The sequence below is a fragment of the Natronosalvus amylolyticus genome, from assembly GCF_024298845.1.
In the GTDB taxonomy this organism is placed as follows: domain Archaea; phylum Halobacteriota; class Halobacteria; order Halobacteriales; family Natrialbaceae; genus Natronosalvus; species Natronosalvus amylolyticus.
This window is the reverse complement of record NZ_CP101156.1, coordinates 13,614-40,581: the sequence shown is the minus strand read 5'-3', so window position 1 is coordinate 40,581 and position 26,968 is coordinate 13,614. Positions and strand designations below refer to the sequence as shown.

The following is a 26,968-nucleotide window of genomic DNA, read 5'->3' as shown; positions in this document are numbered from 1 at the left end:
GCCGCTTCTTTGCAGATAAACGTGTGTCTCGACGTCCCGTCTCCCAGAGCCTCCGGCGACGCGATAGAAAATTGGAACCGTGTACCGCCCATCGCCGGCCCCCTGCGGGTGGTGAGGTACGTGACGAAAACGATCCCTGGCAGTTCACTCGGCCGGCGAACAGGCCTCGAGGTACTCACAACAGTCAGTTTCGGGATTAAAACAGTCCGGACACTCCTCGCGCCGGTCGATAATCGTGTCCAGTCGGTCGGCGACGACGTCGTCGATGACGCTCTCGAGTGCTCGTGCCTCTTCACGGTAGGCTTCTACCTCGAGGACGTTCGCGAGGAAGCGCTCGATGATACAGTAAGTCTGGAGGGCGTTGTGCGCTCGTTCCAGGCCGTCGTCGGTGAGGCGTGCGCCTTTGTACTTTTCGTGCTCGACGAGGTCGCGTTGTTCGAGTTTGCCGATCATCTCGTTGACGCTGGCGGGGCTGACTTCCAGGAGATCGGCGAGCGTACCCGTCGATGCCGGTCCGTCCTCGAGGCGTTGTGCGAGATAGATCGCTTTCAGATACTGGTCTGCCGTATTCATCTTCGTGTTCCTCCGGTGCGTTGGTCGTCGTCTCGTGGGTTGGTCGCCCGATTCGTCTCCTCGGCCGCCATATTCGTTGGCGCCCTCCTCATGCTCGACGCTCCATGATTTTCGTGACGTCTTCGACACCCTCTTTTTCCTCTTCGCGTATCTCATACAGCGTCTCGAGAACGCGTTCGCGGTCGATGCTGAAATTGGTCTCTGAGGCCTCGATGGCAGCGATCAGGTCGTCGTAAAACTTGTAGGCTGTCTCTTCGTTACAGAGTTGGTCGTAGAGGACGCCGTCGGTGTCTTCGGGCGGGCCGTATCGGGCGTCGACCAGTGCGTTGATCTCCTCGTAGGAGACCGTCTCTGCCTCGAGTTCGTCGACAAGCGCCTCGAGTCGCTCGCGGTGCTCAGCCGATTCGGTAGTCGCTTCCTCGAGAAGGGCACGAACTTCGGCGTCGACCTGTTGTCGTTCCGCCTCCGGAAGCGATTCGATGTGGTGGGCGGCACGTGACTCGACGACCTCCTCCAGCACGATTCCGATCTGCAGCAATCGCGCGAGTTGGTGATCGCTCGAGACCCGCTGTCCCAGACTCATAGCACCTCGTTTGCGCCCGACCTACCTTAGTGTCCCGCTTCTGGCTGAAAGAGCGAGCGCGTGAAAAACGGGGCAATGTACTTCAGATTTCGAGGGCCAGGCCGCTGACCTCGAGGGCCTCGTCCGCCGACAGATCCTCGTGGACGACGCCAGCGACGGCGCGGGCGATAGCTTCTGGCTCTTCGTGCTGGAAGATCGACCGACCCATCGAAACGCCAGCGCCGCCGCCGTCCATCGCGCCGCGGACCATCTCGAGCGTTTCTCGGTCCGTTCCACGGGAACCGCCCGCGATGACGACCGGCAGGCGAGTCGATTCGGTGACGTGTTCGAAGCTGTCGGCATCGCCGCTGTAGCCGGTTTTAACGATGTCAGCGCCGACTTCTTCGGCGAGGCGGACGGCGTGTCCGAGGGCTTCGGGGTCGTCGCCTTCGACCTCAGGGCCGCGAGCATAGGCCATCGCGAGGACGGGAATGCCAAACCGACCGGCATCGGCGGTAAGCTGTGAAAGGTCCTCGAGTTGTTTGGGTTCGTACTTCGAGCCGACATTGATGTGCAAAGAGACGGCGTCCGCTCCGGCACGGATGGCTTCTTCCACGGTGGCAGTCATGCGCTTGTCGTTGGCATCGGGACCGATGACGGTCGAGGCGTTAACGTGAACGATGTACCCAGCCCCGTTCTTGTTCTGATGGACGCGAGGGGCGATTCCTTTCTGGGTCAGGACGGCGTCCGCGCCGCCGCGAGTGACAGCGTCGATGGTCGATTCGATGTCTTTGAGGCCGGTGACGGCCCCGAGTGTAATGCCGTGGTCCATCGGAACGATGACGTACCGTCCGTCTGTCCCGATTCGGTCGAGTCGTGTGTCGAGTCCAGGTGAAGTCATATTGTGAGTGTGTAGCAAACTTGTGGTTATGGCTGTTCTGGTTCCGGTACAGTTTCGGACGAACCCGCGAGCGCCCCCGATTTGAGTTCGCGTGCCTTCGCCTCGAGTGTGGCGGCCGTGTCGGCAGTCGCCTCCTCGTTTTCCTCGCCAGCGGCGACGATGTCGACGAGCGCGCTGCCGACGATGATCCCGTCGGCCCCTGCAGCGACGATGCGCTCGGCGTGCTCGCCGGTCTTGATGCCGAAGCCCACGGCCTTGGGGACGTCACAGTCGGCCAGCCGCCCGAGGCTGGTGTCGGTCTGGTCGGAGACGTCGTCTCGCGCGCCAGTTGTGCCGAGTCGGGCCTGCACGTAGACGTAGCCCGAAACGTGTTCGAGCATTCGCTCGAGGCGGTCGCCCCGGGTCGTCGGCGCGACGATGAAGATCAAGTCGAGGTCGAACTCGTCACAGGCGTCGCGAAGCGGGTCGGCCTCTTCGGCGGGTAAGTCGGGAACGACGAACCCCTCGAGACCGACTTCGTTGGCTCGCTCGACGAACGGCCGTGGTCCCTCGCTATCCCCATACTGATAGATGAGATTGTAGTAGGTCATACAGACCAGGGGGGCGTCGACGTCCAGTTCTTCGACGAACTCGAAGAAGCGTTCGGGCGTCATGCCGCTCTCGAGGGCGCGGATAACGGCCTCCTGAATCGTCGGCCCCTCGGCGATAGGTTCCGAGAACGGTAAGCCGAGTTCGATAATATCCGCGCCGCCGCGGTCGAGCGCCTCGACGTACTCGAGTGAGGCCTCGTAGTTCGGGTCGCCCGCGGCGAGATACGGGATGAACGCCGGTCCCTCGGCGAACGCGGCCTCGATTCCGTCGCTCATCGAAGCCCCCCATCGAACACGGACATGTCGGGTGCGGCTTCGAGTCCCATCTCCGCAGTCTGTTCGATAACCGTCTCGAGGTCCTTGTCGCCGCGTCCGGAGACGTTGACGATGACAGTCTCCCCGAGTTGATCCTCGGCGTCCGCCTCGTTCGTCCCGCCATCGTGGTTCGCCTCGCCTGACGCGACCTCGTGAAGATACGCGAACGCGTGGGCCGTCTCGAGCGCTGGAATAATACCCTCCTCCGTCGAGAGTCGGTGGAACGCCTCGAGGGCGACACGGTCGTCGACGTTCACGGGAGTAACCCGGCCGATGTCGACGAGGTGTGCAAGTTCGGGGCCGACCCCCGCGTAATCCAGTCCGGCCGAGACGCTGTGTGATTCCATGATCTGTCCGTGGGAATCCTGCAAGAGCGTCGTTCGTGCGCCGTGAAGGACGCCTTCCTCGCCCGTCGACAGCGTGGCGGAGTTCGGTGCGACGCCGGCCGCTTCGTCGACCTCGAGCGAGGAGCCCCCGGCTTCGACCGCGACGAGCGAAACCGACTCGTCGGAGACGAACTCGGTGAACGCGCCCATGGTGTTCGAACCACCGCCCGCACACGCGACGACCGAGTCGGGCAGGCCCCCGGTTCGCTCGAGGACCTGTTCGCGCGCTTCTTCGGAGATGACGGCCTGGAAGTCTCGGACCATCGCCGGGAACGGGTGCGGACCGACGACGGACCCGATCACGTAGTGGGTGTGCTCGACGGTCTGGGACCAGTCTCGCATCGTCTCGGAGATGGCTTCTTTGAGGGTTCCACGGCCGGCGTCGACAGGGTTCACCTCGGCTCCGTTGATCCGCATGCGGAACACGTTGGGCCGCTGGCGGTTGACGTCCGTTCGGCCCATGTAAATCTCACAGGGCATGTCGAGGTGGGCTGCGGCCATCGCCGTCGCCGTCCCGTGCTGGCCCGCACCGGTTTCGGCGATGATGCGCTCTTTACCCATGTACTTCGCGAGCAACACCTGTCCCAGTGCGTTGTTGAGTTTGTGCGCACCACCGTGGACCAGGTCCTCGCGCTTGAGGTAAATCTCACGGTCGTAGCGCTCGCTGAGTCGGTCGGCCCGCTGCAAGGGCGTCGGTCTGCCCCCGAAATCTCGCAACCGGCGACGAAAGTCGTCCATAAATCCGTCCTCGTTCTCGAGGACGTATCGCCGGTAGGCGTCCTCGAGTTCCTCGAGGGCGGGCATCAGCGCTTCGGGGACGTACTGGCCGCCGAAGCGACCGAAGTTCCCGTCTTCGGCCGTCCGTTCGTCTCGGTTTCGCTCCGTCGATCGCGTGTCGGTGTCTGTCGGTGTCATGTCCGTTCCTCCGTAGTCGTCAGTCGTCGCGTGTTCTCGCTGACGTCGCCATCGGTCTCGCCTGAGTGATCCATGATAGCGCTTCCAACGAGCAAGGCGTCAGCGCCGGCCGCTCGCATCCGCCGAACGTCGTCAGGCGTCGAAATCCCGCTTTCGGCGATCAGGGTCACGTCGTCCGGAACGTGGGGCGCGACCCCCTCGAAGGTTTCGAGGTCGACCACGAGTTTCGCCAGGTCGCGATTGTTCACGCCGACGATCGATGCGCCGGCCTCGAGCGCCGTCTCGAGTTCGGCCCGGTCGTGGACCTCGACCAGTACCTGAAAGCCCCGGTCGCGAGCGGCCGCGAGCAGACCCTCGAGGTCGTCGACGAACCGGACGATCAGCAAAATCAGGTCGGCTTCGACGACGTCGAGTTGGGATTCTCGGACGATGAAATCCTTGCGCAGTACCGGGACGTCCACCGCCTCTCGAACCCGTGAAAGCGCCTCGGGCGAGCCGCCGAAGTGCGTCGGCTCGGTGAGCACGGAAATCGCCGCTGCGCCACCGGCGACCATCGCGCTGGCCAGCGCTACAGGGTCATCCTCGCGATGCCCGTCACTCGTCGGACTCGTCGGCTTGACCTCGGCGATCATCGGCACGCGGCCAGCGTTCTCGGCGTCCTCGAGCGCCGCCGAAAACGATCGCGGAGAGACGGAAATCGGGCCGTCCGTACCACCTTCGCGGTTCTCGGCCGCCTCGAGGATCGACCGAACGGCCGGCGCAACCTCGTCAGCAGTTTCCATTATCGTACATCAATGTACTGATTTATACATAAGGCTTGCGGGACGTACCCGGTTCGGTGCAAATGTTCCGCACACCGGTACGGTATTACGTTCGCCCACCCAGGAACCGACCATGCACGTAACCATCTCCCCGTCGCGCGTTTCGGGCACCGCTCGAGCGCCGCCCTCGAAAAGCTACACGCACCGGGCCATTCTCGCATCGGGGTATGCCGAGACGGCCACCGTCCACGATGCGCTCTGGTCGGCCGACACCCGCGCCACCGCACGCGCAGTAGAACTGTTCGGCGGCGATGTCGAACAGACCGCCGGAAGCACACTCGAGGTGACCGGCTTCGACGGTGTACCAGCAGTCCCGGCGGACGTTATCGACTGTGACAACAGCGGGACGACGATGCGGTTGGTGACCGCCACCGCGGCCCTCGCCGACAGGACGAGCGTCCTCACCGGCGATAGCTCGTTGCGCTCGCGACCGCAGGGACCGCTGCTCGAGGCCATTGCTGAACTCGGAGGCGAAGCGTTCAGCACTCGTGGGAACGGCCAGGCACCCCTCGTCGTCACGGGCCCAATCACCGGCGAGCGCGTCTCGATTCCAGGGGACGTCTCCTCCCAGTATATTTCGGCGCTGTTGATGGCGGGTGCGGTGACCGACGACGGGTTGTGTATCGACCTCGAGGCCGAACTCAAATCTGCACCGTACGTCGACGTCACCATCGAAGTGCTGGCGGATTTCGGCGTCGACGCTCGAGCGACAGACGACGGCTTCGTCGTCGACGGCGGCCAGTCGTACGCCCCCGAATCCGGCACCTACCACGTCCCCGGCGACTTCTCCTCGATCTCGTATCTGGCCTCCCTTGGTGCGCTTGCCGGCGACGAAAGCGTAACCGTTCGGGGTGCGCAGCCGAGTGCACAGGGTGACACCGCAATCCTCGACATTCTCGAGGCGATGGGCGCAGCCGTCGATTGGGACCGCTCGGCAGGTACAGTCACCGTCGCCCGGGGCGACCTCGAGGGCATCGAAGTATCCGTCGAGGACACTCCCGACCTGTTGCCAACGATTGCCGTGCTCGGTGCCGCCGCCGAGGGCGATACACACATTACGAACGCCGAACACGTCCGGTTCAAAGAAACCGACCGCGTGAGTGCGATGGCCGAAGAACTTGGCAAGATGGGCGTGAAGACGACGGAAGAACGCGACTCACTGACCGTCCACGGGAGCGATTCGACGCTCGAGGGCGCGACTGTCGAGGGCCGTGGTGATCACCGCATCGTCATGTCCCTGGCCGTGGCCGCGCTGCTCGCCGACGGTTCGACGACGATTCACGGAGCCGAACACGTCGACGTCTCGTTCCCCGGCTTTTTCGACGTGCTCGAGGGCCTGGGTGTTGCCCTCGAGCGGAACGAATCGGAAAACTAGTCAGCTTCTACGTTTCTTTCAAGAGAGGTGCGCGGTGACGTCCGTCGACGAAATCATGCCGACGTAGTCGCCGTCGACCACCGGCAGGTGTTTGATTCCGTACGTCGTCATCATCGCCGCGACTTCCTCCATATAGAGATCCGGCGTAGCCGTTTCGACGTCTTCGGTCATCACGTCTGTCACCGACAACGAGGTAATATCACGCCCGTCAGCGACGGCATCGAGCACGTCCGTACTGCTGATGATCGCTCTCGGGGTGGTTAGTACGACCAGCGCATTGATATCCTTCTCGCGCATCCGCTGGGCGGCCTCCATCACTGTCGCGTCTTTCGAAATCGTCTCGAGTGGCGTGGACATCACGTCTTCGACGGTGACTCTATTGCTAGAACTCATATTGGATACACGCACAGATGACGTATGATGTTTTCTATCAATTTACGATGATCATTAGTGGGAGTCTGTGGGCAATAGGTATGTGAAGATCACTGCACCATGGTATTTTAATTGTAGTTGCTACGAATCCAATATCCATTTGGAAGTCGCGGCTGGCTGCCCCCGACTGACACCGACCAAGTTGTTCTCTCACCGCCACAGACGTGGAATCGCAAGAGATCTGGTATCGGTGTCTCACTCGTTCCGCACCGTTTTCGCTCGCACTCGAGCACCCAAACGACTGTTCTTGCACAATCAGGGAGGCATAAGTGTACCCATCACCGAGAGGTGAGCAATGAACGGCAACCGCTTCGGTCGTCTCTTTCAGGTGACCACGTACGGTGAGAGCCACGGGGAGGCGATGGGCTGTACCATTTCCGGCTGTCCCGCCGGCCTCGAGCTCACAGAAGACGATATTCAGGAGGACCTCGACCGACGAAAACCGGGCCAGTCGATGATTACGACCAGCCGTGGCGAACCCGACGCCGTCTCGATCAAATCCGGAATTCAAGACGGGTACACGACCGGGACCCCCATCGGCCTCGTCATCGAGAACAAGGACGCTCGCTCGGGCAAGTACGAGCCGTTCATCACGGCACCGCGTCCCTCCCACGGCGATTTCACGTACTCGGCGAAGTTCGGGACGCGAAACTGGGGCGGTGGCGGCCGCTCGTCGGCTCGAGAGACCGTCAACTGGGTCGCAGCCGGCGCAGTCGCGAAAAAATTGCTCGCGCGTGAAGGTATCGAACTCAAGGCCCACGTCAACCAGATCGACGACATCGAAGCCCCCGAAGTGAGCTTCGAGGATCTACTCGAGCACAGCGAGGAAAACGACGTGCGCTGTGCCCATCCCGGAACGGCCGAGCGGATGCAAGCGCGAATCGAGGAATACCAGGAGGAAGGAGACTCTATCGGCGGCAGCATCTACTTCGAGGTACGTGGCGTCCCGGTTGGCCTGGGCGCGCCTCGATTCGATTCGCTGTCAGCCCGACTGGGCCAGGCCATGATGGCCATCCCGGCAACCACGGCGTTCGAGTTTGGCCTCGGTCGCGAGGCCCGCGCGTACTCCGGCAAGGAGCGAAACGACGACTGGGAATTCGATGACGATGGCACGCCGACGCCAGTCGAGAACGACCACGGCGGTATCCAAGGCGGCATCTCGAGCGGCGAACCCATCTACGGCGAAGTCACGCTCCACGCCCCCACGTCGATTCCGAAAGCACAGCAGACCGTCGACTGGGAAACCGGAGACGTCGTCGACGACGCACAGGTTATCGGTCGACACGACCCCGTTTTGCCACCGCGTGGGGTGCCCGTCGTCGAGTCGATGCTCGCGCTGACGCTCGTCGACTTCATGCTGCTGTCCGGTCGCCTCAACCCCGACCGCGTGGACGGACAACCTGGAAAATACGATACCGACTATCACCCGAGCAATCCGCGTAACGAGTAGCCAGCGTCGGTAGCACGGGAGTGGGGTTTCGCTTTGTAAATTGACTCGAGGCCGGATACTTCGCGACGCGGCACGGTTCGTCGACCCGAATTCGTCTTTTCCACCAGCTTCGGTGAACACTGAGCTTTCGACGGTCGTCTCACCGCCGCTCGAGCCGTGAGGAGCCGATGGTCACGATGACTGTACACACTGTTTAAACTAAAAACTTATTTACAGATCATTAATGGATTATTTGTGTAAATTTGCAGATTCAGGCATTCTTCATGAAAAATCCTTGGTAATCGATAGCAAAGGCTTTAGGTTCGGTAGGGCAAAATTTCGCATACTGCTGGCCAACGAGGCCGCTTATCCACCATGAGCGATCATGAACTTATCTGGCGAATCGCAGGCGGTTCCGGAGACGGGATCGACTCGACGAGTCAGAACTTCGCGAAGGCCCTTATGCGATCGGGGCTCGACGTGTTCACCCACCGACATTATCCGTCACGTATCCGCGGTGGCCACACATACGTCGAGATTCGAGCCGCAGGGCACGATGTACAGTCTCGAGGGGATGGCTATAACTTCCTGCTTTCACTGGGGGACTCGTTCGCCCGGAACCCACAGGAAGAAGCCTACTACGGCAACGAAGAGATCAAACCTCTCGCAGAAAACTTAGACGACCTCCGCGAAGGCGGAATCATCGTCTACGACTCCGGACTCGTCTCCGAAGAGGACGTCGAGGAACTGAACCTCGAGGAACGTGCCGAAGAAAACGACTGGCACGTCTTCCCCATCGACCTGCGCTCACTGGCCAAAGAGCACGGTCGTGAGGTCATGCGCAACACCGCCGGGGTTGGCGTCACCGCCGCACTGCTCGAGATGGACCTCGAGCACATCGAGGACCTGATGGAAGACGCAATGCCCGAGAAGATCCTTGAGCCAAACCTGACCATCCTGCACGACGCCTACGAGATGGTCCAGGAGGATTACGAGTTCGAACACGACCTGCGCATTCCGGAAGGCGAACACCACGAAGAGCAGGCGCTGCTCTCGGGGTCGAACGCCATCGCCTACGGCTCCATCGACGCCGGCTGTCGGTTCATCGCCGGCTACCCGATGACGCCGTGGACCGACGTGTTCACTATCATGTCCCAGCACCTGCCCGACATGGGCGGGATTTCCGAGCAGGTCGAAGACGAAATCGCGGCTGCCGCACTCGCCGTCGGGGCGAGCCACGCCGGTGTGAAAGCAATGTCCGGATCCTCCGGCGGTGGCTTCGCACTGATGAGCGAGCCGCTCGGTCTCGCCGAAATGACCGAGACGCCAATCGTCCTCCTCGAGTCGATGCGCGCCGGTCCGTCCACGGGGATGCCGACCAAACCCGAACAGGGCGACCTCGAGTTCACCCTCTACACGAGTCAGGGTGACTCCGCACGCGTCGTCTTCGCACCGGGGACGATCGCCGAAGCCTACGAGCAGACGCGACTGGCGTTCCACATCGCCTACGAGTACCAGATCCCGACGATCATCATCTACGACCAGAAGCTCAGTGGCGAGAACACGAACGTTCCCGTTAGCTTCTTCGACCGCGACCCCGAGCCGTCTCTCGGTTCGGTTGCTACCGAAGACGAGATCGCCGAGATGCCCCACGACACTTCCGGGAAGTTCCACCGCTTCCAGCACGACGTCGACGACGGCGTCAGTCCACGCTCCCTGCCCGGTCAGAAGGGCGGGCGCTACCTGGCGACCGGCAACGAGCACACGCCAGAAGGTCACATCTCCGAAGACGCGGACAACCGCGTCGCCCAGATGGACCGCCGAATGGCGAAACTCGAGGCCATCCGCGAGGAACTCGAGACCGAACACGAGTCCAACCAGACCTACTTCGGCGACGAGACGGCCGACTTCGGCATCATTACCTGGGGCTCCTCCCAGGGTGCCGTCGAGGAGGCCGTTGCTCGTCTGAACGACCAGGGTCACGCCGTCAAGGCCGTCGGGGTGTCTGACATGATGCCGTTCCCCGAGAACGAGATCACCGAGTTCATCGAGAGCGTCGACCAGGCGATGGTCGTCGAAATGAACGCCACGGCACAGTTCCGCGGCCTCATCCAGAAAGAACTCGGCCGCTACGGCGACAAACTGACCAGCCTGCTCAAGTACAACGGTAATCCGTTCGAACCCGCCGAGATCGTCGAGGGCTACGAGGTCAACGTCGACGGCGGGGACGCGGAGCCGAGCGCACAGGTTCGCATCGAACCAGCCGCAGGTGACTAGACTATGAGTGCATTCAACGCAATCGGAGAAGACCGCGAGATCGACCGGAACGAGTTTACCCCTGGAATCGAGCCGCAGGCGACCTGGTGTCCAGGCTGTGGTGACTTCGGCGTCCTCAAGGCGCTGAAACAGGCACTTCCGGAAGTCGGTCTCACCCCCGAGGAAGTCCTGACCGTTACCGGTATCGGCTGCTCGGGTAAGCTGAACAGCTATCTCGACACCTACGGGTTCCACACGATCCACGGCCGCTCGCTGCCCGTCGCTCGAGCCGCGAAGCTCGCCAACGACGGCCTCGAGGTCATCGCCGCAGGCGGTGACGGTGACGGCTACGGCATCGGTGGCAACCACTTCATGCACACCGCTCGAGAGAACCACGACATGACCTACATCGTGTTCAACAACGAGGTCTTCGGCCTGACGAAAGGCCAGACCTCGCCGACGAGCCCGAAAGGTCACACCTCGAAGACGACGCCGCACGGTAACGCGAAGTCGCCGATCCGGCCACTCTCGCTGGCGCTGACCTCGGGGGCGACCTACATCGCCCGCACGGCGGCGGTCAACCCGAACCAGGCCAAAGAGATCATCAAAGAGGCCATCGAACACGACGGGTTCGCCCACATCGACTTCCTGACCCAGTGTCCGACCTGGAACAAGGACGCTCGACAGTATGTCCCGTACGTCGACGTGCAGGAATCCGACGATTACGATTTCGACGTCACGGACCGACAGGAAGCCCAGGAGATGATGTTCGAGACCGAAAACGAACTGTATGAGGGCACCGTCCTCACCGGCCGCTACTTCGTCGACGAGCGACCGTCCTACCAGGACCAGAAGAAAGAACTCGGTGAGATGCCCGAAGAGCCACTCGCCGAACGCTACTTCGACGACGACGCCGAGTGGGAGCGCAGCTACGACCTGCTCGACCGCCACAAATAACGGCGACTCGTTCCGTTTTCGTATCGTTCTCGAGTACCCTTTCTTCGAGCGTGTCGGTAACCTGTTTTTTACATGGCGACTGACCTGGTGTGGTCGTTACCCTCGAGAGCCATAGCTGGGTGTAGTCCACGGTCGTACACCACGAGCCAGGGGCCGCTACAAGACTATTGCAGGCCACCACAGTGCCGATCGTGGCGTTCGGAGACTGATTCTCGATAATGGAAATCAGCGTTATTGATACAATAGCGTGTGCCTACTGAAACGTCTCCCCTACCTGGGCCACGTATGGAATCCAAGCGATACAGTCGACGATGGTTGCTTGCGGCAACAGGGAGTATGAGTGCGGTTGCAATCGCAGGCTGTGCAGATGAAGGACCCGGCGATGACGAAGTAGCTGACGATGTCGACGACGATCTCGATGACGACGAGATGGAGGATGACACGGATGACGTCGACGAGGACGAGATGGAGGATGACACGGACGACACAGATGACACGGAAGACGATGACGACGAAGAATACGACATCGACGACCAACCCGATGATGCGGCCGCGATGTTCGTCACTCCACAGGACGGTGATACGGTCGAATCACCGGTCCAGATCGAAGCGGAAGTCGAGGGCGTCGAACTCGTCGAAGTGGCGGAACCGGCTGCCGGCGAGGCCCACCTGCACGTGCTCGTCGACCGCGAGTGTTTCGACGACGGCGAAGTCGCACCCGGCCCGAGTGAAGAAGCCGAGGAAGACGGCATCTACCACTGGGGCGATGGCAGTTCCGAAGGAGAGATCGAGATGGAGCCAGGCGAACGCGAACTGTGTCTCCAACTCGCTGACGGCGCACACCGAGTGTTCGGAGAAACTGACGAGATAACCATCACCGTCGAGGAATAGGGCCCTCGAGCGCAAGCTGCTACTTATAGGAGGATCGGACCCGGAACGCGCCCGGTCACGCCCCGTTCCAGTTCGTCGGCGACGCGAACGGCCACTCGAGTCGGCCAATGGCTGCCGGGACGAGAATAATCCCAGCAACCTGAAGCCCATAGAGTGTACCCATCAGGGTGAGAGTGGCAAACTCGAGGAATCCGCCGCCAGCCTCGAGAACTCCACCACCAGCCGCCGGTATCGCATCGATTGCAACCTCCGTGATAAGCACGAACGTACAGCCGACGACGAAGAGGACGGCCCCCTCGATCCGGTTTCGAAGCGCGGGTAGACGGTCGACGTACCTGGCCGCAAACATTCCCCCGGCCCCACCGCCAATACCGAGGAGCGTGTAGGACGTGACACCGGTGACCAGAAGTGCGGGAACCGAACAGATAACTGCGATAGCGAAGCCTCGACGGGGTTCACCCCGAACCAGTCGTCCGAAAATCACGAGTGCGAGAACGCCGAACAATGCGCCAGCGACGACGTCCCCGAGATAGTGGAGACCGAGGACGACTCGAGAGAGCGCCACGAGGGTGATAATTCCCGAGACCCCGACGACCGCTGGCAGAGACCGCGTTCGGTCGAACGCCCTGAGCAAGCCGCCATACACCACGACGGCGGCAAAGGTGTGGCCGCTCGGAAATCCGTACTCGTCGCCATCGAGTTCGATCAGAAAGAGCGACTCCGGCGGTCGTGGCATCCCGAGAACGGCTTTGACGGTGATCAATACCGTCAGACCAGCGAGTGCGTAGCTGACCACGAGCAAGGTTCGGCGTCGGTCGACGAGCCAGTACAGCGTCGCCAGGAGAAACAACAGTACTGTCGGACTACCGAGTTCGGTAACCGCGACGACGGCGTCGACGTGCTCCTCCGAGACCGCTTCTCGAATCGTCGCACTTGGCCCCTCGAGCCGCATGGGGTTCACCACTCAGGAGTGTAATAAAAACGTTACCGATCGGCCCACTCGAGCATCCGAGAATACGTGGGATCCGATTCGAGGGCGTTTCGGTCCCCGACCAGTACCAGCCCTCGTTTCGGGCGAGTCAGTGCGACGTTAATCCGACGATAATCCTCGAATATCGGGCCCTCGAGGGTCCCGGTTGCGGTAAAGGAGATGATGATGACCTCCTTGCTGGAGCCCTGGAACCGGTCGACGGTGTCGACGGTCACGTCGCTCGGTAGGCGGTTCGAAATCGTCGACACCTGGGCGCGAAACGGCGCGATAACGCCGATCTGGTCGCGCTCGAGGCCGGCACGCTCGTAGGCGGCGATGAGGTCGGCGATTCGGTCGGCTTCGTCGTCGTCGGTGTACCGTTCGTCGTCGCCTTCGACGTGGACGAACGAAACGGAATCGACCAGTTCGTCTGGGAGAGCACTTCGAGACACGCCCTCGAGGTCGTCCAACGTCCGGCCTGCGACCTCGCCAGTGGCGGGGCGAAGCTGGCCGTCGTAAAACTCGCGGGAGGAAAACGCCTGAATCCGCTGGTTCATCCGGTACTGGCGGTCGAGCATGACCCCGGCGTCGGGGTGTAACTCGACCAGCCGCTCGAACAGCGAGGTCGAGAGGTCGGTGTCAGCCCGAACGACCGGCGGCAACTGCTCGTGGTCGCCGACCAGGACGAACCGATCGGCGAGTTCGGTGGCCGCGTACGTTCCCGGCTCCGTGAGCTGGGCGGCCTCGTCGACCAGTGCCACGTCGAACGACTGTTCGCTCATCACTCGCGAGCCACACGAGGCCGTCGTGGCCGCGACGACCTGTGCCCCCTGGAGTTCGGCGAGACGGGTTTCCGGGTCCCCAGCCCACTCGAGACGATACTCCTGCATGTCCTCTCTGACCCCGCTTTCGCTACCCACGCGAACGATAGTGTCCGGGTCGACGCCGTGTTCGATGACCGCCTCGAGGGCGTTGTCGACGGCCCGGTTGGTAAACGCCGAGAGCAGGACTCGCTCGCCGCGGTCGACCATCGCGCCGATGGACTGTGCGATGGTGTAGGTCTTTCCGGCCCCCGGCGGCCCGTGAATTAGCGCACAGTCCCTGGCACCCACGGCTTTCGTGACGGCCTCGTTCTGGGCCGCGTTGTTGTCGATGAACGTCTCCTCGAGCGGCTCGAACTCGGGTGTAGCCCGCCCGAAGAGGATGTCTTTGCGGCGACCATCGCCTTTCAACAGCGCGTCGTGCAGCGCCGTGAGCAGGCGGTCAGTCGTCAGTTCCGACGGGTAGACGTCGAGGCGGGTGACCTCGACGGGTTCGTCCGCTGTGAGCACGATTTCGTCCTCGAGTCGCTCGATACGGGCCAGTTCGGCCTCGCCACGAACCGGGTGCCCGTCGCTCGCCAGTACCAGGTCACCTTCCCGGAGTTTCGAGGTACCGGGTCGGCGCTGGCGCGCGCGGAGTTCCCAGCGACCGCCCTCGAGCGCGCGCTTGTCGATGAACTCGAGGTCGATCAGTGCGCGGTCGTCGTCGGCTCGCTCCTCGGCGTCCTGTTCCCAGAGCTTGGCGTACTCGCGGTGGACCGCCCGTCGTTCGTCTTCGATGGCCCGATACAGGCGGTCGAAGTGCTCGAGTTCTTCGTCGGGCAACGGCTCACCGATCTGGCCGGCTTTTGACTCCTGGTTCAGTCGCCCCGAGACGACCATACAGGTGTCTCGCTCGAAACAGTACTCGCACTTGGCGTCGGCTTCCTTGCCCGTCGGAATCGAACCCGACATCTCCATGGCCGCGATTTCGTTTCGGAGGCGGACCACGTATTTGAGCAGGCCAGCCCCCATCGAGAAATCCTTGGCCGGCGTCAGGTCACCCGTTTCCTCGTTGCGCTCGAGCGCGGAGTTTTTCGTATAGAGCAAGGTGCCCGTATCGACACGTTCGCCGTGTTCTTCGAGCAACAGTGCATAACAGGCCGCCTGTACCTTGTCCTTGAATCGTGGCTCCTTGCGGAGGTTCTTCCCCGTTTTGAGTTCGACCGGTGCGCCCCGGCGAATCGCGTCTGCGCGACCGCGAATACCGAACGTTTCGCTGATCAACAGCTGTTCTGAGCGCCACTCGTCGTCCTCAGTGAGCCGGCCCTGTTCGAGCCATCCTTCGATGGCGGCGGCGTTTTTCCGGACGTCTTCTTCGACCGAAGACGGCTCCTCTCCGAGCAGGCCCAGTTCCAGGCCGCGGTCGCCGACTCGCTCGTCGATTGCGGCCTCGAGGTCGCGCCCCCGGAGCAGGTCCCCGAACACTTCGTGGACGATGGTCCCTTTGACAACCGGATAGTTGAGTGGGACGCCCGAGAGTTTGTTCAGATAGTACAGGCGAGGACACTCAACCCAGTTTCTGATCGCCGTCACGTTGACCAGAAAACTCGGTTCGACGACCACGTAGGATGCACCTGTCGTCGAGTATCCCAACTCACCGTTGAACTCCTCTTCTTCGACGTCGGTAACCAGCAGTTCCATGCCCGGCTCGAGCAGTGACGTGGATTCGGTCCACTTTCCCCAGCAGGTAACGCGCACGACGCTCTCGTCGCCCTGACGGAGTGGTACTTCGGCGAGTTGGCTCTCGCCGTGACCCGTCGACACCGTTCGAGCCGTCACGTCGTCCGTGACGGTGCCGCGTACGTTCACGGCTATGCCAGGGGACGGCCGGACAAAAACGCTACTGGTCCTGCCTCGAGTCCGTTCCGGTCCGCACGGTTCGATTGGTTTCCAACGCTTCGCCGAGAAACGGCGGATTACTGTCGCTCGAGCCGTGAAATCGACCGCAACAGTACGCTCGCCTTTTGCCGAGGGTTACCTCACACCGTTCGTGGGATATCGAGTCGCATCAGGTACTCGAGTCGAGCGCACGCGCACCACTACCACCGGTCTCGTCGTCCTCGGGGCCATCCTCGTAGTCGGTTCGCTGGGGCTCGCCGCCTGGCCCACCATCGAGGGTGCTCAATCGAGTGTCACGGTCAACGTGGTGATCGGCCTCCTCGTGACGGGTGGCGCAGGGTACAACGCCTATCGCGTTCGAAATCACGTTCCAGCGAGTACCACGGTCGCCTCGATACTCGTCGCACTCGGGTTCTGGCTGGTTGTCCGATCACTGCTCGCCGACGGGGTCGGCCTATTCGGCTGGGGAACGCTTGCAATCGGCGTCGCAACCACGATCCTGGCAGGGTATGACGCGTACGACGCTCGCAACCCGCGAAAGATTTCCCGCGAACAGCTTCGTGGTCATTAACCGGGCGTACACCAATGGTCCGATATGCATCCAACGACTGAGGGGACGTTCCGCGTCTATCCCGGCCGAAGTTCCGACGAGTGGTTGTTGCTCGAGGTAAACGCGGCCGATCCAACGTACGTCGCTAGCGAAGACGTCGAAGGCACACTCGAGGTGGGAAACCGACTCGAGGGAACCATCGAGTGGGTCGACGAGGTTCCCCGACTGCAGGCGTTCGATACCGTCGAACCGACCCGATTTCACTTTCTCCGAACCGACGCGCCGACGTTCCAGGCTGCACAGACCTGTTTCGACGAGGCCCGACGGGCCGGCGACGCCATGAACGCGAGCGTCACTCGAGATACTGACGGACGACCAAACGGCGTCCTCTACACCTTCGCCGAACAGGCCGGCCAGCGCGACCTCTTCGCCGAGTTTCGCGACGGCGAGAAACCGCTCGAGCCACTGGTCGCCCGAGCGGCCGAGACCGCCTCACCACCGTTTTCGGTCTGGGTACTCGACGTCAGCGAACCGTTCGTCCTGGTTACGATCGTCCTGAATCCGGATGGACTGTTCGAAGAGACCATGCGCGAAACGTATCTCGAAACTGAAACGAAATCATAGGGCCCCGAGTCGACTAGCCCGATTCAAGTGCCTCCAGGTCCCCTCTGTCGGTATGAACGAGACACGACGCGCCGTCCTCGAGGCACTGGCCGACGGGCCGGTTTCGGGACCTGAGATAGCTGAATCCCTCGATATCTCCCGTGCTGCGGTCTGGAAACACGTTGAGGGCTTACGCGAGGGAGGGTTCGTCATCGCGAGCGACGGCTCCGGATACGTCCTCGAGCAGGTCGATCGGTATTCCGGCCCCACCGTCGAGTACGAACTCGAGGCCCCGTTCGAGATCGAGTACCACGATTCCATCGGGAGTACGAACGACCGCGCCCGCGAACTGGCCGGGGGCGGTGCAACCGACGTGGTCGTCCTCGCAGACGAACAAACCGGCAGCCGGGGTCGCCTCGAGCGAGCCTGGCGCGCGCCATCTGGCGGCGTCTGGCTCAGTGCCATCTGTCGACCGACGATTCCGCTCGCACGAGCATCCCAGTACACGCTCGCGGCGGCGGTCGCGACCGCAACTGCCGCTCGAGAGGTCGGTGTCGACGCCGGAATCAAGTGGCCGAACGACGTCGTCGTTTCGGTCGGCGACGACGGTTCGTACCGAAAGCTCGCGGGCATCCTCACGGAGATGGAAGGCGAAACAGACCGCATCGAGTGGCTGGTCGTCGGTATCGGCGTCAACGCAAACATCGACGCCGCCGAACTCCCTGAAAGGGCCACGAGTATCGCCGAAGAAGTCGGCGAGGTCGACAGGCGACGGTTCGTCCAGCGCGTCCTCGAAGTATTCGACACCTATCGAAACGACCTCGAGCGCGTCATCCCGGCCTGGCGGGACCTCGCGCTCACGCTCGGACAGCGCGTCCGGGTCGAACGCGATGGCGAAACGCTCGTCGGCGTCGCTCGAGACGTCACCGATACGGGCGCATTACGCGTCGAACTCGAAGGCGGCGAGACGGTGACGATCACTGCAGGCGATTGTGAACATCTGCGACCGGTGTGACGCCGTTTTCACAGGCCAAGAGAGCGGTTTGTGACAGGCAGTCACTACACACCAATATGAGAGTAAAAGTAGTGATTTTGTAGTAATTTGATTGGTTTGCCATATCGAGTGGTATCAAACCCATAGTAGTACGGACTCGGTGCCTTCGGCAATACGGAACCACCCCACTGCAAACTCGAGTTATTCGACGGCGGCCTCCGCATTTTGGGCGGCCTCCGCCTCCCGTTCCTCGAGTTCGTCGACGCGGACGGTCAACACGGGCACGGGGGACCGGCGAACGACGCGCTCAGCCACGCTCCCCAGCAGTAGTCGGTCGATACCACCCCGGCCGTGGGTTCCCATCACGACCAGGTCGCACTTCTCCGGCTGGGCCTGTGCGACGATGACGCGGCTGGGCGAGCCCTCGAGCACCTGCGTTTCGACAGTCACGTCGTCTGGAGCCAGTTCGACGACCCGATCCACGGCCGACTGACCTTCCTCCCTGAGAGCGTCGCTGATGCCATCCCACGCTGTTTCCATCGGCAACCCCCCGTAGTTGGCTGCGTTCACCACGTAAATGGCCCGCACCGTTGCACCGTGCGCTCTGGCCAGATCGAACGCGTATTCGACAGCACGCTCGCCCTCCGAGGAACCATCCGTCGGGACGAGGATACAATCGTACATACGTTATCATCCATCATACTACCCCCAGGCATAATAACGTTGTCGCGCTGGCGACGAAAGTGACGGCTCGAGCGATGGGCCTTCGTCGGCCATCTCGGCGTCGGTGGATTGATTGCCCCGCCGTCCATCGCCGCGGGTATGGAGACGAGACGCATACTGCAGGTCGACGCGTTTACCGACGAGCCGTTGACTGGCAATCCGGCCGGTGTCCTCCCAGACGCGAACGGGTTATCCGAGGGACAGATGCAGGCCATCGCTCGAGAGATGGCCGTCAGCGAAACGGCGTTTCTCACGGGGAGTCCGCAAGCCGAGAGACGGATTCGATACTTCACGCCCACCCAGGAGGTGGACCTCTGTGGACACGCGACCATCGCGTCGTTCGCCACCCTGTACGAGGAGGGAGAACTCGAGGTGGGCACGTCGAAACTCGAGACCAACGTCGGCGTCCTCGAGATCGAGGTCGAGTCCGACGGCACGGTCTGGATGACCCAGGAGTCACCCACGATCAGAGAGGTCGACGTCGGGTACGGCGACGTCGCCGACGCACTTGGCGTCGACCGGGCCGCCCTCGAGGGCGCGTCGGCAGACCTCCCGCTGGCAGTCGCCTCGACCGGTCTGCCCTTCCTCGTCGTTCCGATCACGTACCTCGCCGACGTCGGCTCCGCAAAGCCGGATATGGCCGCCATCGAGGCCCTCAGCGAACGGGTGGACGCGGCCGGCATCTATCTGTTTAGCTTCGACAGCCTCGAGGCCGACTCGACGCTGCACGGACGGATGTTCGCCCCCGCTGCAGGCGTTCCCGAAGACCCCGTTACTGGCACCGCGAGCGGGGCAGTCAGTGGGTACCTCGACCGCTACGGAGCCTTCGATCCTACTCCCGAGGAACTTCGCCTCGAACAAGGCCACTACGTAGACCGACCCGGCCTGGTTCGCGTGCGCGTCCACGACGGCAACGGCATTCGCGTCGGCGGTCGAGCGGTGACGGCACTCGAGGGAACTATCGTCGTTCCCGAAGGTGACGAGGACGATATTCTCGAGGCCTCATAGCGGTTCGTAGAATCGCTATCGAGACACCGGGTCGTAGAATCGCTACCGGGACACCGGGTCGTTTTCGTCCCGCCCAGTTTCGGCGTCTGCGTGGCCGCTTTGTTGCTGCGATGACCCCCTCGTTGTCTGGCCCCCGCTCGAGGCCGAATGCTCGTCGCTCGAGCGATCGATATCGTCGAGTGGCCGGCGGCCGGCCGCGCCGCCGGTCGACGACGCGGATTCCAGGGCTGGTGGCACCTCGCCCTCGAGGGCCTCGCGTTCGTCGAAACTCGCTGCGTGTTGCTCTCGTTTGATCTCCTGAACGGCACGCCGAGTTTCGGCGACGTCTTCCTCGAGGTCCGAAAGGCGGCCGTCGAGTCCCTGCAGGATGTCGCTTTTGAGTGCCTGTCGGTCGAACTGTTTGGCCGCCTGTCGCCCTGCGGCGCGCGGAAGCGTATAAAAGAGAGCGACCGTCTTGCCGAACTGCCAGACAGCGACACCGACGATGCTCAAGGCGACGGTAATCATCGGGTTCGCGGCGTCGATCGCCGAACTGGGGTTCAACGGGTCGCTAATGAGCAGGTTGAGGCTGCCCCAGAATCCCGAAACGAAGCCAAACGCGACCAGCGCCACCCCGGCGAGGAGCGAACCCGTCGCGACGGCCCGATACACCAGTGACCACTTGATGGCGTTCGGTACGTCCATAGTCGGAACTCTCACTCGAGGCGTATAGTCACTACGGGCGATCACTCGAGGCGATCACCGACGAGAAATCGGTGGCAATACTGACAGTAGCCCGGTAAAATTCATTCGTCCCCGAGTTGGTAATTGTAAGCATCGTTCGCAACCTTCTTTATTCACACCGGTGTCCACGCAGATACAGATGGCAGTACTCTGGCTGGACGAGATTAGCGCCGACGACCTCGAGACCGTCGGCGGCAAAGGAGCCTCCCTGGGGGAACTGACGGGTGCTGGACTTCCGGTTCCGCCCGGATACGTGGTCACGGCCGGGACCTACAGACGGTTCATCGAGAACGCCGGCATCGACGAGGAGCTGTTCGAACTCGTCGAAATCGACGTCGAGGACTCGAGTGCGCTGGCCGCGGCGGCCGACGGTGCCCAGCAACTCATCCTCGAGACAACCTTCCCGGAGGAACTTCGTGAAGAGATTCTCGAGGCGTATCGCTCGATCGGGACCGGCGAGGCGTTCGTTGCCGTTCGGTCCTCCGCAACGGCCGAGGACTTGCCTGACGCCTCGTTTGCGGGCCAACAGGAGACGTTCCTCAACGTCACCGAAGCGGACCTGCTCGACCGCGTTCGCGAATGCTGGGCCTCGCTTTTCACCCAGCGGGCGATTTACTACCGCCAGGAACAGGGATTCGATCACTCAATCGTCAACATCGCCGTCGTCGTCCAGCAGATGGTCGACGCCGAGCGCTCGGGCGTGATGTTCACCAGTCACCCGTCTACGGGCGATCCGACGATGATCATCGAAGCGGCCTGGGGACTCGGGGAAGCCGTCGTCTCCGGTGCCGTTTCACCGGACAACTACGTGGTCTCGCGAAGCGACCGGTCCGTCGAGACCACCATTGCAGACAAGAAGGTGATGCACTGCCGGGACGAAGAAACCGGCGAAACCGTCGAGCGACCGGTTTCCGAGGACAAACGAACCGAGCGCGTCCTCTCGTCGGAAGCCCTCGGCCGACTGGTCGACCTGGGCGAGCAAGTGGAAGACCACTACGGCGGGCCACAGGACGTCGAGTGGGCGATGGTCGGCGACGAGGTCTACATGCTCCAGTCTCGGCCGATTACGACAATCGATAAGGGGTTCGACCCGGAAGCCAGCTCCCTCGACGAGATGACCGCCAGTGAAGCGAGCGTTACCGACGGCAGCGGCGCAGCTACAGCCAGTGAAACGAAACAGGGGTCGGTGCTCGTCTCCGGACTCGGCTCGAGCCCCGGTCTCGCCAGCGGCGCAGCCAGAATTATCCGAAAGCTCGACGAACTCGACAAGGTCGGCACCGGCGACATCATCGTGACCGAGATGACGACGCCAGACATGGTCCCGGCGATGAAACGAGCCGCCGGAATCGTCACCGACGAGGGCGGAATGACCAGCCACGCCGCCATCGTCTCCCGCGAACTAGGTGTCCCAGCCGTCGTCGGCACCCAGAACGCCTCGACCGCCCTCGAGGACGGACAGCTGATAACGCTCGACGGCGACAAGGGAACGGTTCTCGAGGGGAAGACCGAAACCGACGACGAACGCGAGCCGGTCGAGGAGGTTCGACCCCAGTCCCCAGTGAAACCGATGACCGCAACGGAGGTCAAAGTCAACGTTTCGATTCCGGAGGCGGCGAACCGTGCCGCCGCAACCGGTGCTGACGGGGTCGGGTTGCTCCGCATCGAACACATGATCCTCTCGCTGGGGAAGACGCCGGCGCGCTTCATCGAAGAAAACGGGGAAGACGCCTACATCTCCGAGCTCATCGACGGCGTTCGAACCGTCGCCGACGAGTTCTACCCGCGACCAGTCCGCGTTCGCACGCTCGATGCCCCGACCGACGAGTTCCGCGAACTCGAGGGCGGTGCCAACGAACCGCTCGAGCACAACCCAATGCTTGGCTACCGTGGCATCCGCCGGAGCCTGGACCGACCCGACGTGTTCGCCTACGAACTCGAGGCGTTCGCCCGACTGTTCGACATGGGCTACGATAACCTCGAGATCATGTTCCCGCTCGTCAACGACGCCGAAGACGTCTATCGGGCGAAACGCGAACTCGAGAAGGCGGGTATCGACCCCAACAAACGCAAATGGGGTGTGATGATCGAGACGCCGGCTTCCGCGCTCTGTGTCGAGGAGATGGCAGAGGCAGGTATCGACTTCGCCTCGTTCGGAACGAACGACCTCACGCAGTACACCCTCGCCGTCGACCGGAACAACGAGAATGTCGCCGATCGCTTCGACGAACTCCATCCCGCCGTCTTGCGACTGATCGGTGACGTAATCGAAACCTGTCGCGAACACGATGTCGCGACGAGCATCTGCGGCCAGGCTGGCTCGAAACCCGAGATGGCCCAGTTCCTGGTCAACGAAGGTGTGAGTTCGATTTCGGCGAACATCGACGCCGTCCGTGACGTCCAACACGAGGTCAAACGCGTCGAACAGAAACTGCTGCTCGAGTCGGTTCGCTAATTCGGCTCCGCCGGTCAGGCTCTCGAAGCTGCCAGTCTCTCCAGCCTGGAGCGCTTAGGACGGGTTCGGTTATTTTTTCTCGAGGCCACAACGGGACTTACCGTTTCTCGAGACCACAACAGGTACTTACTGTTTCTCGAGACCACAACGGGACTTACTGTTTCTCGAGACCACAACGGGACTTACCGTTTCTCGAGACCACAACGGGTACTTACTGTTTCTCGAACACGCGAAACGTGTCGATATCGCCCTCGCTCGAGTGAACTTGCCGCCAGCCCAGATCACCGAAAATACGTTCCCAGTTCCGAAAGTAAAGCGGGAAGTCGTCAACGTTCGTCACCGCGAGCAGTTCGTCACCGTCGGGTTCGTTCTCCATCGTCAGCAGACGGTCGTCAGTGACTCGAGCGATGTCTTCGAACACCCAGGCGTTGTCCGGATGGATGTGCTGGAGCGTTTCGACCGAAAAGACGACGTCGAACGCGTCGGTTTCGAACGTCGGGACCACGTCCTCAATCGCGTCGAAATAAAAGGTCCCGTCGGCCTCGAGGTGTGGGTAGTTGCGTTCGATAACCTCGCCGGCGTCTTCGTTGATGTCGATTCCGTGTAAATTCTCGTAGCCGTGATCGTGAAGGGCCGCGAGATGTCGGCCGCCGCCACAGCCCAGTTCCAGGATCGAGTCGTCGGTGTCGACGGATCCCTCGAGTGCCTCGAGGATGGCTTCGGTGCCCGTATCGGGGCCGTACTCGGCGTAGAATTCGGGCGAGTAATGTCCCGAGCGGCCGGCCCACTCGTTTTGCACCTCTGTCGGGCTCATTCGAAGCGAGTCGAGTGTCAATAGCGCGATGCCAAGAGAGCCGAGTGCCGCGCGTGGCCTCGAGCGAAGATAGGTAATGACCCCGTCCGTTCTCAGGGCGGCTACCTGGGCTTTCGCCGTTGCCACGGCTCGTTTTCCGACCGCCGAAAGAACGTTCATATACGGTGGTGTTGCCGGAGACGGGTAACGCCACCGGTCCCGTCGTCGCGGCGGTTTGGGTCAGAGGACCGAATGCGGAACCCCGGCCGCCACGAGCCACCCGAATATGTGACCGAAAAGGAACAGTACCATCGCTGTGACGGTCGGAGATGGCGATTCCTGCTCGGTGAAGACCCCCCATCCCCACACGAGTACTGGAGCCGCGGGAAGGCTCACAACGACGACGACCGTCGGTATCAACTCGAGCGGATACCAGAGAACGATGAAGATACCAACCGCCGCCAGGCAACTCAGGACGTAGAGGCGCCGGAGCGAAGATGGTGGGAGGCGAACCGCGAGCGTTCGCTTTCCGACGGCCGAGTCTGCCAACCTATCGGGCCACTGAGTGGCGAGCAGGTTTATGAACACGACGAGTGCGAACGGCACGCAGGCGATGACTGGGTACGCCGAGAGTTCCCCGGTCACGGTGGCGTAGCCCTACAGTGGGGTAAGGAGCGAGTTATCGATCTCCCCGAGTCCACGCCAGGCCAGAGCAATCCGTTCGAGGGAGCACCCCCAGCTTGTCGAGCCAGTCCCGGCCCGCTGGTGGACATTGGCTCGTACCTGTGAGCTGATCTACCGCTCTTTGATATTCGAGGCCACTGTAGAAAGGCGTATGAAAAACGTCGAGTACGTCTACACGTTCGGAATGGATCGGGAAACACTCGAGCGACGGCTCGAACAAACCGGCCTCGGCGTCCTCTCGCTGGCGAAAGAATCGGACGCATACGCCGTTCCGATTGCCTACCACTACGACGGCGACTCGGTGTTCCTCCGATTTGCGTTCGAAGGAGACAGCACGAAACGCGAGTACCTCGAGGCGACGAGTGAAGCCTGCCTCTGTCTGTATGGAATCGAATCGGATGACGAGAACTGGAGCGTCCTGGTGCAGGGAACACTGCGCCAACTCACAGGAACCGAACGAGACCGTTTCGATGCGCTGACCGTCAACGAGACCTTCGAGCGGTTACACGTGTTCGACCAGGACATCGAGGCAATCGATATCGAAGTCTACGAACTCCTGGCCGATTCGATTACCGGGAGAACGACTGAAAGCTGATTCATACAGTAGCCACACGGCTGTCGTCGATACCACCGTCTGCAGCAACCAAATGGGGTTCGCTCGAGGCAGCAACCGGTGGGCGACGGATCATCGCATCACACACGAACACGATTGCCACGAGCGATCCGACGAAGATCCCAGCGTGAATTGTGAGCGCCGAGACCGCACTCACCAATACGCCAGCAACGAGACTGCCGATGATCGCAACCAGGATCACGTCGTAGTAGTCGAGCATGGTTTCACCCCGGTTGGGAGGAGGACGTCCCGGAGGAAAAGTCCGTTCATGGTTCCCAAACGTTGGGACATTTACACATCCCTGTACGTACGATCGGGTGGAAACTTCGACGCTCGAGAACGGGCACTCTCCTGACACACTGTGTCATGCACCCCACGGTACTCTCACAGATACCCACGACTGAAGTCCTGTGATTGACGGTCCAATATGGGCAACCACCGTGAATCGCCTCGGGGTCGAGCCCCAAGGCTTCCTGATTCAGTAAAACAGGTACAACAGAGCATAGCAGTCTCCGCAATAGTAGCCAGTGAACGTCACTGCACACCCAATCGCAAGCGGGTGTCGCGGTAGGTGTGTCAATCGTTTCACTGGCTACTATAGCTACCTTTCACTCTCGACTCGAGAACACAACGAATAAAGTGTCTACCGTTCTGGTTTGTGATATGCCAGCCGAGCCGCAATCGTTCGACCGGGTGCTTTCGTCGATGTGTACCGACCCGCACCCGGCAGCGCGCGAGGCAGCCGTCGACTTTCTGGCGACAAATCCCGGCGACCCCGGTACCTACCCCACGATATCGGCCCTCGAGGACGACGCCGTCGACGCACTGGGGGAGATTGCAGGGCTGACCGACCCGACAGGCTATATTGCCAGCGGCGGCACCGAAGCGAACATCCAGGCGGTCCGTATCGCCCGCGAGCGAGCGGAGACGGCCCGACCGAACGTCGTCATGCCCGATTCGGGCCACTTCAGTTTTCGAAAAGCGGCCGACATTCTCGAGGTCGACCTCCGAATCGTCCCCACGGACGACGACTATCGGGCCGACCTCGAGGCAGCCCGCGCGAGCGTCGACGAGGAAACGGCGCTGGTCATCGGGGTCGCCGGTACGACGGAGTACGGTCGCGTCGACCCGATCCCCGAACTCGGGACCCTCGCTCACGAAGTCGACGCGCTCTTTCACGTCGACGCTGCCTGGGGTGGGTACGTCTTGCCGTTCACCGACATCCCCTGGAACTTCGAGCACGCGCCCGTCGATACGATGACCATCGATCCGCACAAGATGGGACAGGCCGCAATTCCTGCCGGTGGGTTACTCGTTCGGGACGAAACCCTGCTCGACGAGCTCGCCGTCGACACCCCATATCTCGAGACAACCGCACAGGCGACGCTGACGGGAACGCGTTCGGGTGCCGGCGTCGCGAGTGCGCTTGCCGCTTTCGAGGCGCTGTGGCCCGATGGCTACGCGGCCCAGTACGAACGATCACAGGCGAACGCCGAGTGGCTAGCGGGCGAGCTCGAGAACTTGGGCTACGACGTCATCGAACCCACGCTTCCACTGGTCGCTGCAGACGTTCCGACACAAACATTCGACGCGCTCCGGGCCGACGGCTGGCGCGTGTCCCGGACGGGGAACGACGAAATGCGTGTCGTCTGTATGCCCCACGTCACGCGCGAAATGCTCGCGGCGTTCCTCGAGGACCTCGATGGGTGCCGGGCGGTGACGACTGCGCCAGTAGCAAGTGACGATTAAC

Annotated in this window: 26 protein-coding genes; 12 read left to right on the top strand and 14 right to left on the bottom strand. The window is 62.0% G+C overall.

Features of this window, described 5'->3' with window-relative positions; genetic code table 11:
• Positions 1 to 144: 144 nt before the first annotated feature.
• The 6 genes from NLK60_RS00190 to trpC all read right to left on the bottom strand — a co-directional run bounded on the left by NLK60_RS00190 (position 145) and on the right by trpC (position 5,024).
• Positions 145 to 573, bottom strand: coding sequence for a metal-dependent transcriptional regulator (locus tag NLK60_RS00190; RefSeq protein WP_254808893.1), 429 nt, complete (start codon positions 571 to 573; stop codon positions 145 to 147).
• An 88-nt stretch (positions 574 to 661) separates the two neighbouring features.
• Positions 662 to 1,156 (bottom strand): M41 family metallopeptidase, encoded by a 495-nt coding sequence (locus NLK60_RS00185; protein ID WP_254808892.1) that lies wholly within the window; start codon positions 1,154 to 1,156, stop codon positions 662 to 664.
• 82 nt (positions 1,157 to 1,238) lie between these two features.
• Positions 1,239 to 2,036 (bottom strand): 2-amino-3,7-dideoxy-D-threo-hept-6-ulosonate synthase, encoded by a 798-nt coding sequence (locus NLK60_RS00180; RefSeq protein ID WP_254808891.1) that lies wholly within the window; start codon positions 2,034 to 2,036, stop codon positions 1,239 to 1,241.
• A gap of 26 nt (positions 2,037 to 2,062) precedes the next feature.
• Positions 2,063 to 2,902, bottom strand: coding sequence for a tryptophan synthase subunit alpha (trpA, locus tag NLK60_RS00175; RefSeq protein ID WP_254808890.1), 840 nt, complete (start codon positions 2,900 to 2,902; stop codon positions 2,063 to 2,065).
• Positions 2,899 to 4,242 carry a tryptophan synthase subunit beta gene (gene trpB, locus NLK60_RS00170; protein WP_254808889.1) on the bottom strand — a complete coding sequence of 448 codons (1,344 nt, stop codon included), beginning with the start codon at positions 4,240 to 4,242 and terminating at the stop codon, positions 2,899 to 2,901. The genes trpA and trpB overlap by 4 nt, the downstream gene beginning before the upstream one ends.
• Positions 4,239 to 5,024 carry an indole-3-glycerol phosphate synthase gene (trpC, locus tag NLK60_RS00165; protein ID WP_305880182.1) on the bottom strand — a complete coding sequence of 262 codons (786 nt, stop codon included), beginning with the start codon at positions 5,022 to 5,024 and terminating at the stop codon, positions 4,239 to 4,241. The genes trpB and trpC overlap by 4 nt, the downstream gene beginning before the upstream one ends.
• 112 nt (positions 5,025 to 5,136) lie before the next feature.
• Here trpC and aroA point away from each other — a divergent pair, with 112 nt between their 5' ends.
• A complete protein-coding gene (aroA, locus tag NLK60_RS00160; RefSeq protein WP_254808888.1) occupies positions 5,137 to 6,438 on the top strand; it encodes a 3-phosphoshikimate 1-carboxyvinyltransferase in 1,302 nt (433 codons plus the stop codon).
• Between the two features lie 18 nt (positions 6,439 to 6,456).
• Here aroA and NLK60_RS00155 read toward each other — a convergent pair whose 3' ends face one another.
• Positions 6,457 to 6,831 carry a CBS domain-containing protein gene (locus NLK60_RS00155; protein WP_254808887.1) on the bottom strand — a complete coding sequence of 125 codons (375 nt, stop codon included), beginning with the start codon at positions 6,829 to 6,831 and terminating at the stop codon, positions 6,457 to 6,459.
• Positions 6,832 to 7,165: 334 nt separating this feature from the next.
• Between NLK60_RS00155 and aroC the strand changes: the two genes are divergently transcribed.
• The 4 genes from aroC (at position 7,166) to NLK60_RS00135 (ending at position 12,403) form a co-directional block, all read left to right on the top strand.
• Positions 7,166 to 8,320: a chorismate synthase gene (gene aroC, locus NLK60_RS00150; RefSeq protein WP_254808886.1), complete on the top strand. Its 1,155-nt coding sequence runs from the start codon at positions 7,166 to 7,168 to the stop codon at positions 8,318 to 8,320.
• A gap of 354 nt (positions 8,321 to 8,674) precedes the next feature.
• On the top strand, positions 8,675 to 10,576 hold the full coding sequence (locus NLK60_RS00145) for a 2-oxoacid:acceptor oxidoreductase subunit alpha (RefSeq protein ID WP_254808885.1): 1,902 nt from the start codon (positions 8,675 to 8,677) through the stop codon (positions 10,574 to 10,576).
• Between the two features lie 3 nt (positions 10,577 to 10,579).
• A complete protein-coding gene (locus NLK60_RS00140; RefSeq protein ID WP_254808884.1) occupies positions 10,580 to 11,512 on the top strand; it encodes a thiamine pyrophosphate-dependent enzyme in 933 nt (310 codons plus the stop codon).
• Between the two features lie 285 nt (positions 11,513 to 11,797).
• Positions 11,798 to 12,403 (top strand): DUF4399 domain-containing protein, encoded by a 606-nt coding sequence (locus NLK60_RS00135; RefSeq protein WP_254808883.1) that lies wholly within the window; start codon positions 11,798 to 11,800, stop codon positions 12,401 to 12,403.
• 55 nt (positions 12,404 to 12,458) lie between these two features.
• On the opposite strand, the gene NLK60_RS00130 is transcribed toward NLK60_RS00135, so the two are convergent.
• Both NLK60_RS00130 and NLK60_RS00125 read right to left on the bottom strand, forming a co-directional pair.
• On the bottom strand, positions 12,459 to 13,355 hold the full coding sequence (locus NLK60_RS00130) for a phosphatase PAP2 family protein (RefSeq protein WP_254808882.1): 897 nt from the start codon (positions 13,353 to 13,355) through the stop codon (positions 12,459 to 12,461).
• A 32-nt stretch (positions 13,356 to 13,387) separates the two neighbouring features.
• On the bottom strand, positions 13,388 to 16,045 hold the full coding sequence (locus NLK60_RS00125) for an AAA domain-containing protein (protein WP_254808881.1): 2,658 nt from the start codon (positions 16,043 to 16,045) through the stop codon (positions 13,388 to 13,390).
• 181 nt (positions 16,046 to 16,226) lie between these two features.
• Between NLK60_RS00125 and NLK60_RS00120 the strand changes: the two genes are divergently transcribed.
• The 3 genes from NLK60_RS00120 to NLK60_RS00110 are packed head-to-tail and all read left to right on the top strand — an operon-like array spanning position 16,227 to position 18,243.
• Positions 16,227 to 16,646, top strand: a complete 420-nt coding sequence (locus NLK60_RS00120) for a hypothetical protein (RefSeq protein ID WP_254808880.1) — start codon at positions 16,227 to 16,229, stop codon at positions 16,644 to 16,646.
• A gap of 24 nt (positions 16,647 to 16,670) precedes the next feature.
• Positions 16,671 to 17,249, top strand: a complete 579-nt coding sequence (locus NLK60_RS00115) for a DUF6663 family protein (protein ID WP_254808879.1) — start codon at positions 16,671 to 16,673, stop codon at positions 17,247 to 17,249.
• 52 nt (positions 17,250 to 17,301) lie between these two features.
• A complete protein-coding gene (locus tag NLK60_RS00110; RefSeq protein ID WP_254808878.1) occupies positions 17,302 to 18,243 on the top strand; it encodes a biotin--[acetyl-CoA-carboxylase] ligase in 942 nt (313 codons plus the stop codon).
• Between the two features lie 180 nt (positions 18,244 to 18,423).
• Here NLK60_RS00110 and NLK60_RS00105 read toward each other — a convergent pair whose 3' ends face one another.
• Positions 18,424 to 18,906: a universal stress protein gene (locus NLK60_RS00105; RefSeq protein WP_254808877.1), complete on the bottom strand. Its 483-nt coding sequence runs from the start codon at positions 18,904 to 18,906 to the stop codon at positions 18,424 to 18,426.
• Between the two features lie 138 nt (positions 18,907 to 19,044).
• Between NLK60_RS00105 and NLK60_RS00100 the strand changes: the two genes are divergently transcribed.
• On the top strand, positions 19,045 to 19,953 hold the full coding sequence (locus NLK60_RS00100) for a PhzF family phenazine biosynthesis protein (RefSeq protein WP_254808876.1): 909 nt from the start codon (positions 19,045 to 19,047) through the stop codon (positions 19,951 to 19,953).
• A 42-nt stretch (positions 19,954 to 19,995) separates the two neighbouring features.
• Here the strand turns inward: NLK60_RS00100 and NLK60_RS00095 are convergent, their stop codons facing one another.
• Complete coding sequence (locus NLK60_RS00095) at positions 19,996 to 20,637, bottom strand: hypothetical protein (protein WP_254808875.1); 642 nt, start codon at positions 20,635 to 20,637, stop codon at positions 19,996 to 19,998.
• 178 nt (positions 20,638 to 20,815) lie between these two features.
• Between NLK60_RS00095 and ppsA the strand changes: the two genes are divergently transcribed.
• Complete coding sequence (ppsA, locus tag NLK60_RS00090) at positions 20,816 to 23,128, top strand: phosphoenolpyruvate synthase (protein ID WP_254808874.1); 2,313 nt, start codon at positions 20,816 to 20,818, stop codon at positions 23,126 to 23,128.
• Between the two features lie 211 nt (positions 23,129 to 23,339).
• Here ppsA and NLK60_RS00085 read toward each other — a convergent pair whose 3' ends face one another.
• Together NLK60_RS00085 and NLK60_RS00080 are read right to left on the bottom strand one after the other, a co-directional pair.
• Entirely contained in the window at positions 23,340 to 24,101 is a 762-nt protein-coding gene (locus tag NLK60_RS00085) for a class I SAM-dependent methyltransferase (RefSeq protein ID WP_254808873.1), read from the bottom strand.
• Between the two features lie 60 nt (positions 24,102 to 24,161).
• The gene (locus NLK60_RS00080; protein WP_254808872.1) at positions 24,162 to 24,566 is read right to left on the bottom strand and encodes a UbiA family prenyltransferase; all 405 of its coding nucleotides are present in this window, start codon (positions 24,564 to 24,566) and stop codon (positions 24,162 to 24,164) included.
• A gap of 190 nt (positions 24,567 to 24,756) precedes the next feature.
• Between NLK60_RS00080 and NLK60_RS00075 the strand changes: the two genes are divergently transcribed.
• On the top strand, positions 24,757 to 25,200 hold the full coding sequence (locus NLK60_RS00075) for a pyridoxamine 5'-phosphate oxidase family protein (protein ID WP_254808871.1): 444 nt from the start codon (positions 24,757 to 24,759) through the stop codon (positions 25,198 to 25,200).
• Between the two features lies 1 nt (position 25,201).
• Here NLK60_RS00075 and NLK60_RS00070 read toward each other — a convergent pair whose 3' ends face one another.
• Positions 25,202 to 25,438, bottom strand: a complete 237-nt coding sequence (locus tag NLK60_RS00070) for a DUF8015 family protein (RefSeq protein WP_254808870.1) — start codon at positions 25,436 to 25,438, stop codon at positions 25,202 to 25,204.
• 443 nt (positions 25,439 to 25,881) lie between these two features.
• On the opposite strand from NLK60_RS00070, the gene mfnA reads away from it, so the two are divergent.
• Positions 25,882 to 26,967 (top strand): tyrosine decarboxylase MfnA, encoded by a 1,086-nt coding sequence (gene mfnA, locus NLK60_RS00065; RefSeq protein WP_254808869.1) that lies wholly within the window; start codon positions 25,882 to 25,884, stop codon positions 26,965 to 26,967.
• Position 26,968 lies beyond the last annotated feature (1 nt).

What these genes read in the sequence shown, in the direction of transcription:
- NLK60_RS00190 (WP_254808893.1), bottom strand. Translation starts at nt 573, where the DNA reads ATGAATACGGCAGACCAGTATCTGAAAGCGATCTATCTCGCACAACGC.
- NLK60_RS00185 (WP_254808892.1), bottom strand. Translation starts at nt 1,156, where the DNA reads ATGAGTCTGGGACAGCGGGTCTCGAGCGATCACCAACTCGCGCGATTG.
- NLK60_RS00180 (WP_254808891.1), bottom strand. Translation starts at nt 2,036, where the DNA reads ATGACTTCACCTGGACTCGACACACGACTCGACCGAATCGGGACAGAC.
- trpA (WP_254808890.1), bottom strand. Translation starts at nt 2,902, where the DNA reads ATGAGCGACGGAATCGAGGCCGCGTTCGCCGAGGGACCGGCGTTCATC.
- trpB (WP_254808889.1), bottom strand. Translation starts at nt 4,242, where the DNA reads ATGACACCGACAGACACCGACACGCGATCGACGGAGCGAAACCGAGAC.
- trpC (WP_305880182.1), bottom strand. Translation starts at nt 5,024, where the DNA reads ATGGAAACTGCTGACGAGGTTGCGCCGGCCGTTCGGTCGATCCTCGAG.
- aroA (WP_254808888.1), top strand. Translation starts at nt 5,137, where the DNA reads ATGCACGTAACCATCTCCCCGTCGCGCGTTTCGGGCACCGCTCGAGCG.
- NLK60_RS00155 (WP_254808887.1), bottom strand. Translation starts at nt 6,831, where the DNA reads ATGAGTTCTAGCAATAGAGTCACCGTCGAAGACGTGATGTCCACGCCA.
- aroC (WP_254808886.1), top strand. Translation starts at nt 7,166, where the DNA reads ATGAACGGCAACCGCTTCGGTCGTCTCTTTCAGGTGACCACGTACGGT.
- NLK60_RS00145 (WP_254808885.1), top strand. Translation starts at nt 8,675, where the DNA reads ATGAGCGATCATGAACTTATCTGGCGAATCGCAGGCGGTTCCGGAGAC.
- NLK60_RS00140 (WP_254808884.1), top strand. Translation starts at nt 10,580, where the DNA reads ATGAGTGCATTCAACGCAATCGGAGAAGACCGCGAGATCGACCGGAAC.
- NLK60_RS00135 (WP_254808883.1), top strand. Translation starts at nt 11,798, where the DNA reads ATGGAATCCAAGCGATACAGTCGACGATGGTTGCTTGCGGCAACAGGG.
- NLK60_RS00130 (WP_254808882.1), bottom strand. Translation starts at nt 13,355, where the DNA reads ATGCGGCTCGAGGGGCCAAGTGCGACGATTCGAGAAGCGGTCTCGGAG.
- NLK60_RS00115 (WP_254808879.1), top strand. Translation starts at nt 16,671, where the DNA reads ATGCATCCAACGACTGAGGGGACGTTCCGCGTCTATCCCGGCCGAAGT.
- NLK60_RS00110 (WP_254808878.1), top strand. Translation starts at nt 17,302, where the DNA reads ATGAACGAGACACGACGCGCCGTCCTCGAGGCACTGGCCGACGGGCCG.
- NLK60_RS00105 (WP_254808877.1), bottom strand. Translation starts at nt 18,906, where the DNA reads ATGTACGATTGTATCCTCGTCCCGACGGATGGTTCCTCGGAGGGCGAG.
- NLK60_RS00100 (WP_254808876.1), top strand. Translation starts at nt 19,045, where the DNA reads ATGGAGACGAGACGCATACTGCAGGTCGACGCGTTTACCGACGAGCCG.
- NLK60_RS00095 (WP_254808875.1), bottom strand. Translation starts at nt 20,637, where the DNA reads ATGGACGTACCGAACGCCATCAAGTGGTCACTGGTGTATCGGGCCGTC.
- ppsA (WP_254808874.1), top strand. Translation starts at nt 20,816, where the DNA reads ATGGCAGTACTCTGGCTGGACGAGATTAGCGCCGACGACCTCGAGACC.
- NLK60_RS00085 (WP_254808873.1), bottom strand. Translation starts at nt 24,101, where the DNA reads ATGAACGTTCTTTCGGCGGTCGGAAAACGAGCCGTGGCAACGGCGAAA.
- NLK60_RS00075 (WP_254808871.1), top strand. Translation starts at nt 24,757, where the DNA reads ATGAAAAACGTCGAGTACGTCTACACGTTCGGAATGGATCGGGAAACA.
- NLK60_RS00070 (WP_254808870.1), bottom strand. Translation starts at nt 25,438, where the DNA reads ATGCTCGACTACTACGACGTGATCCTGGTTGCGATCATCGGCAGTCTC.
- mfnA (WP_254808869.1), top strand. Translation starts at nt 25,882, where the DNA reads ATGCCAGCCGAGCCGCAATCGTTCGACCGGGTGCTTTCGTCGATGTGT.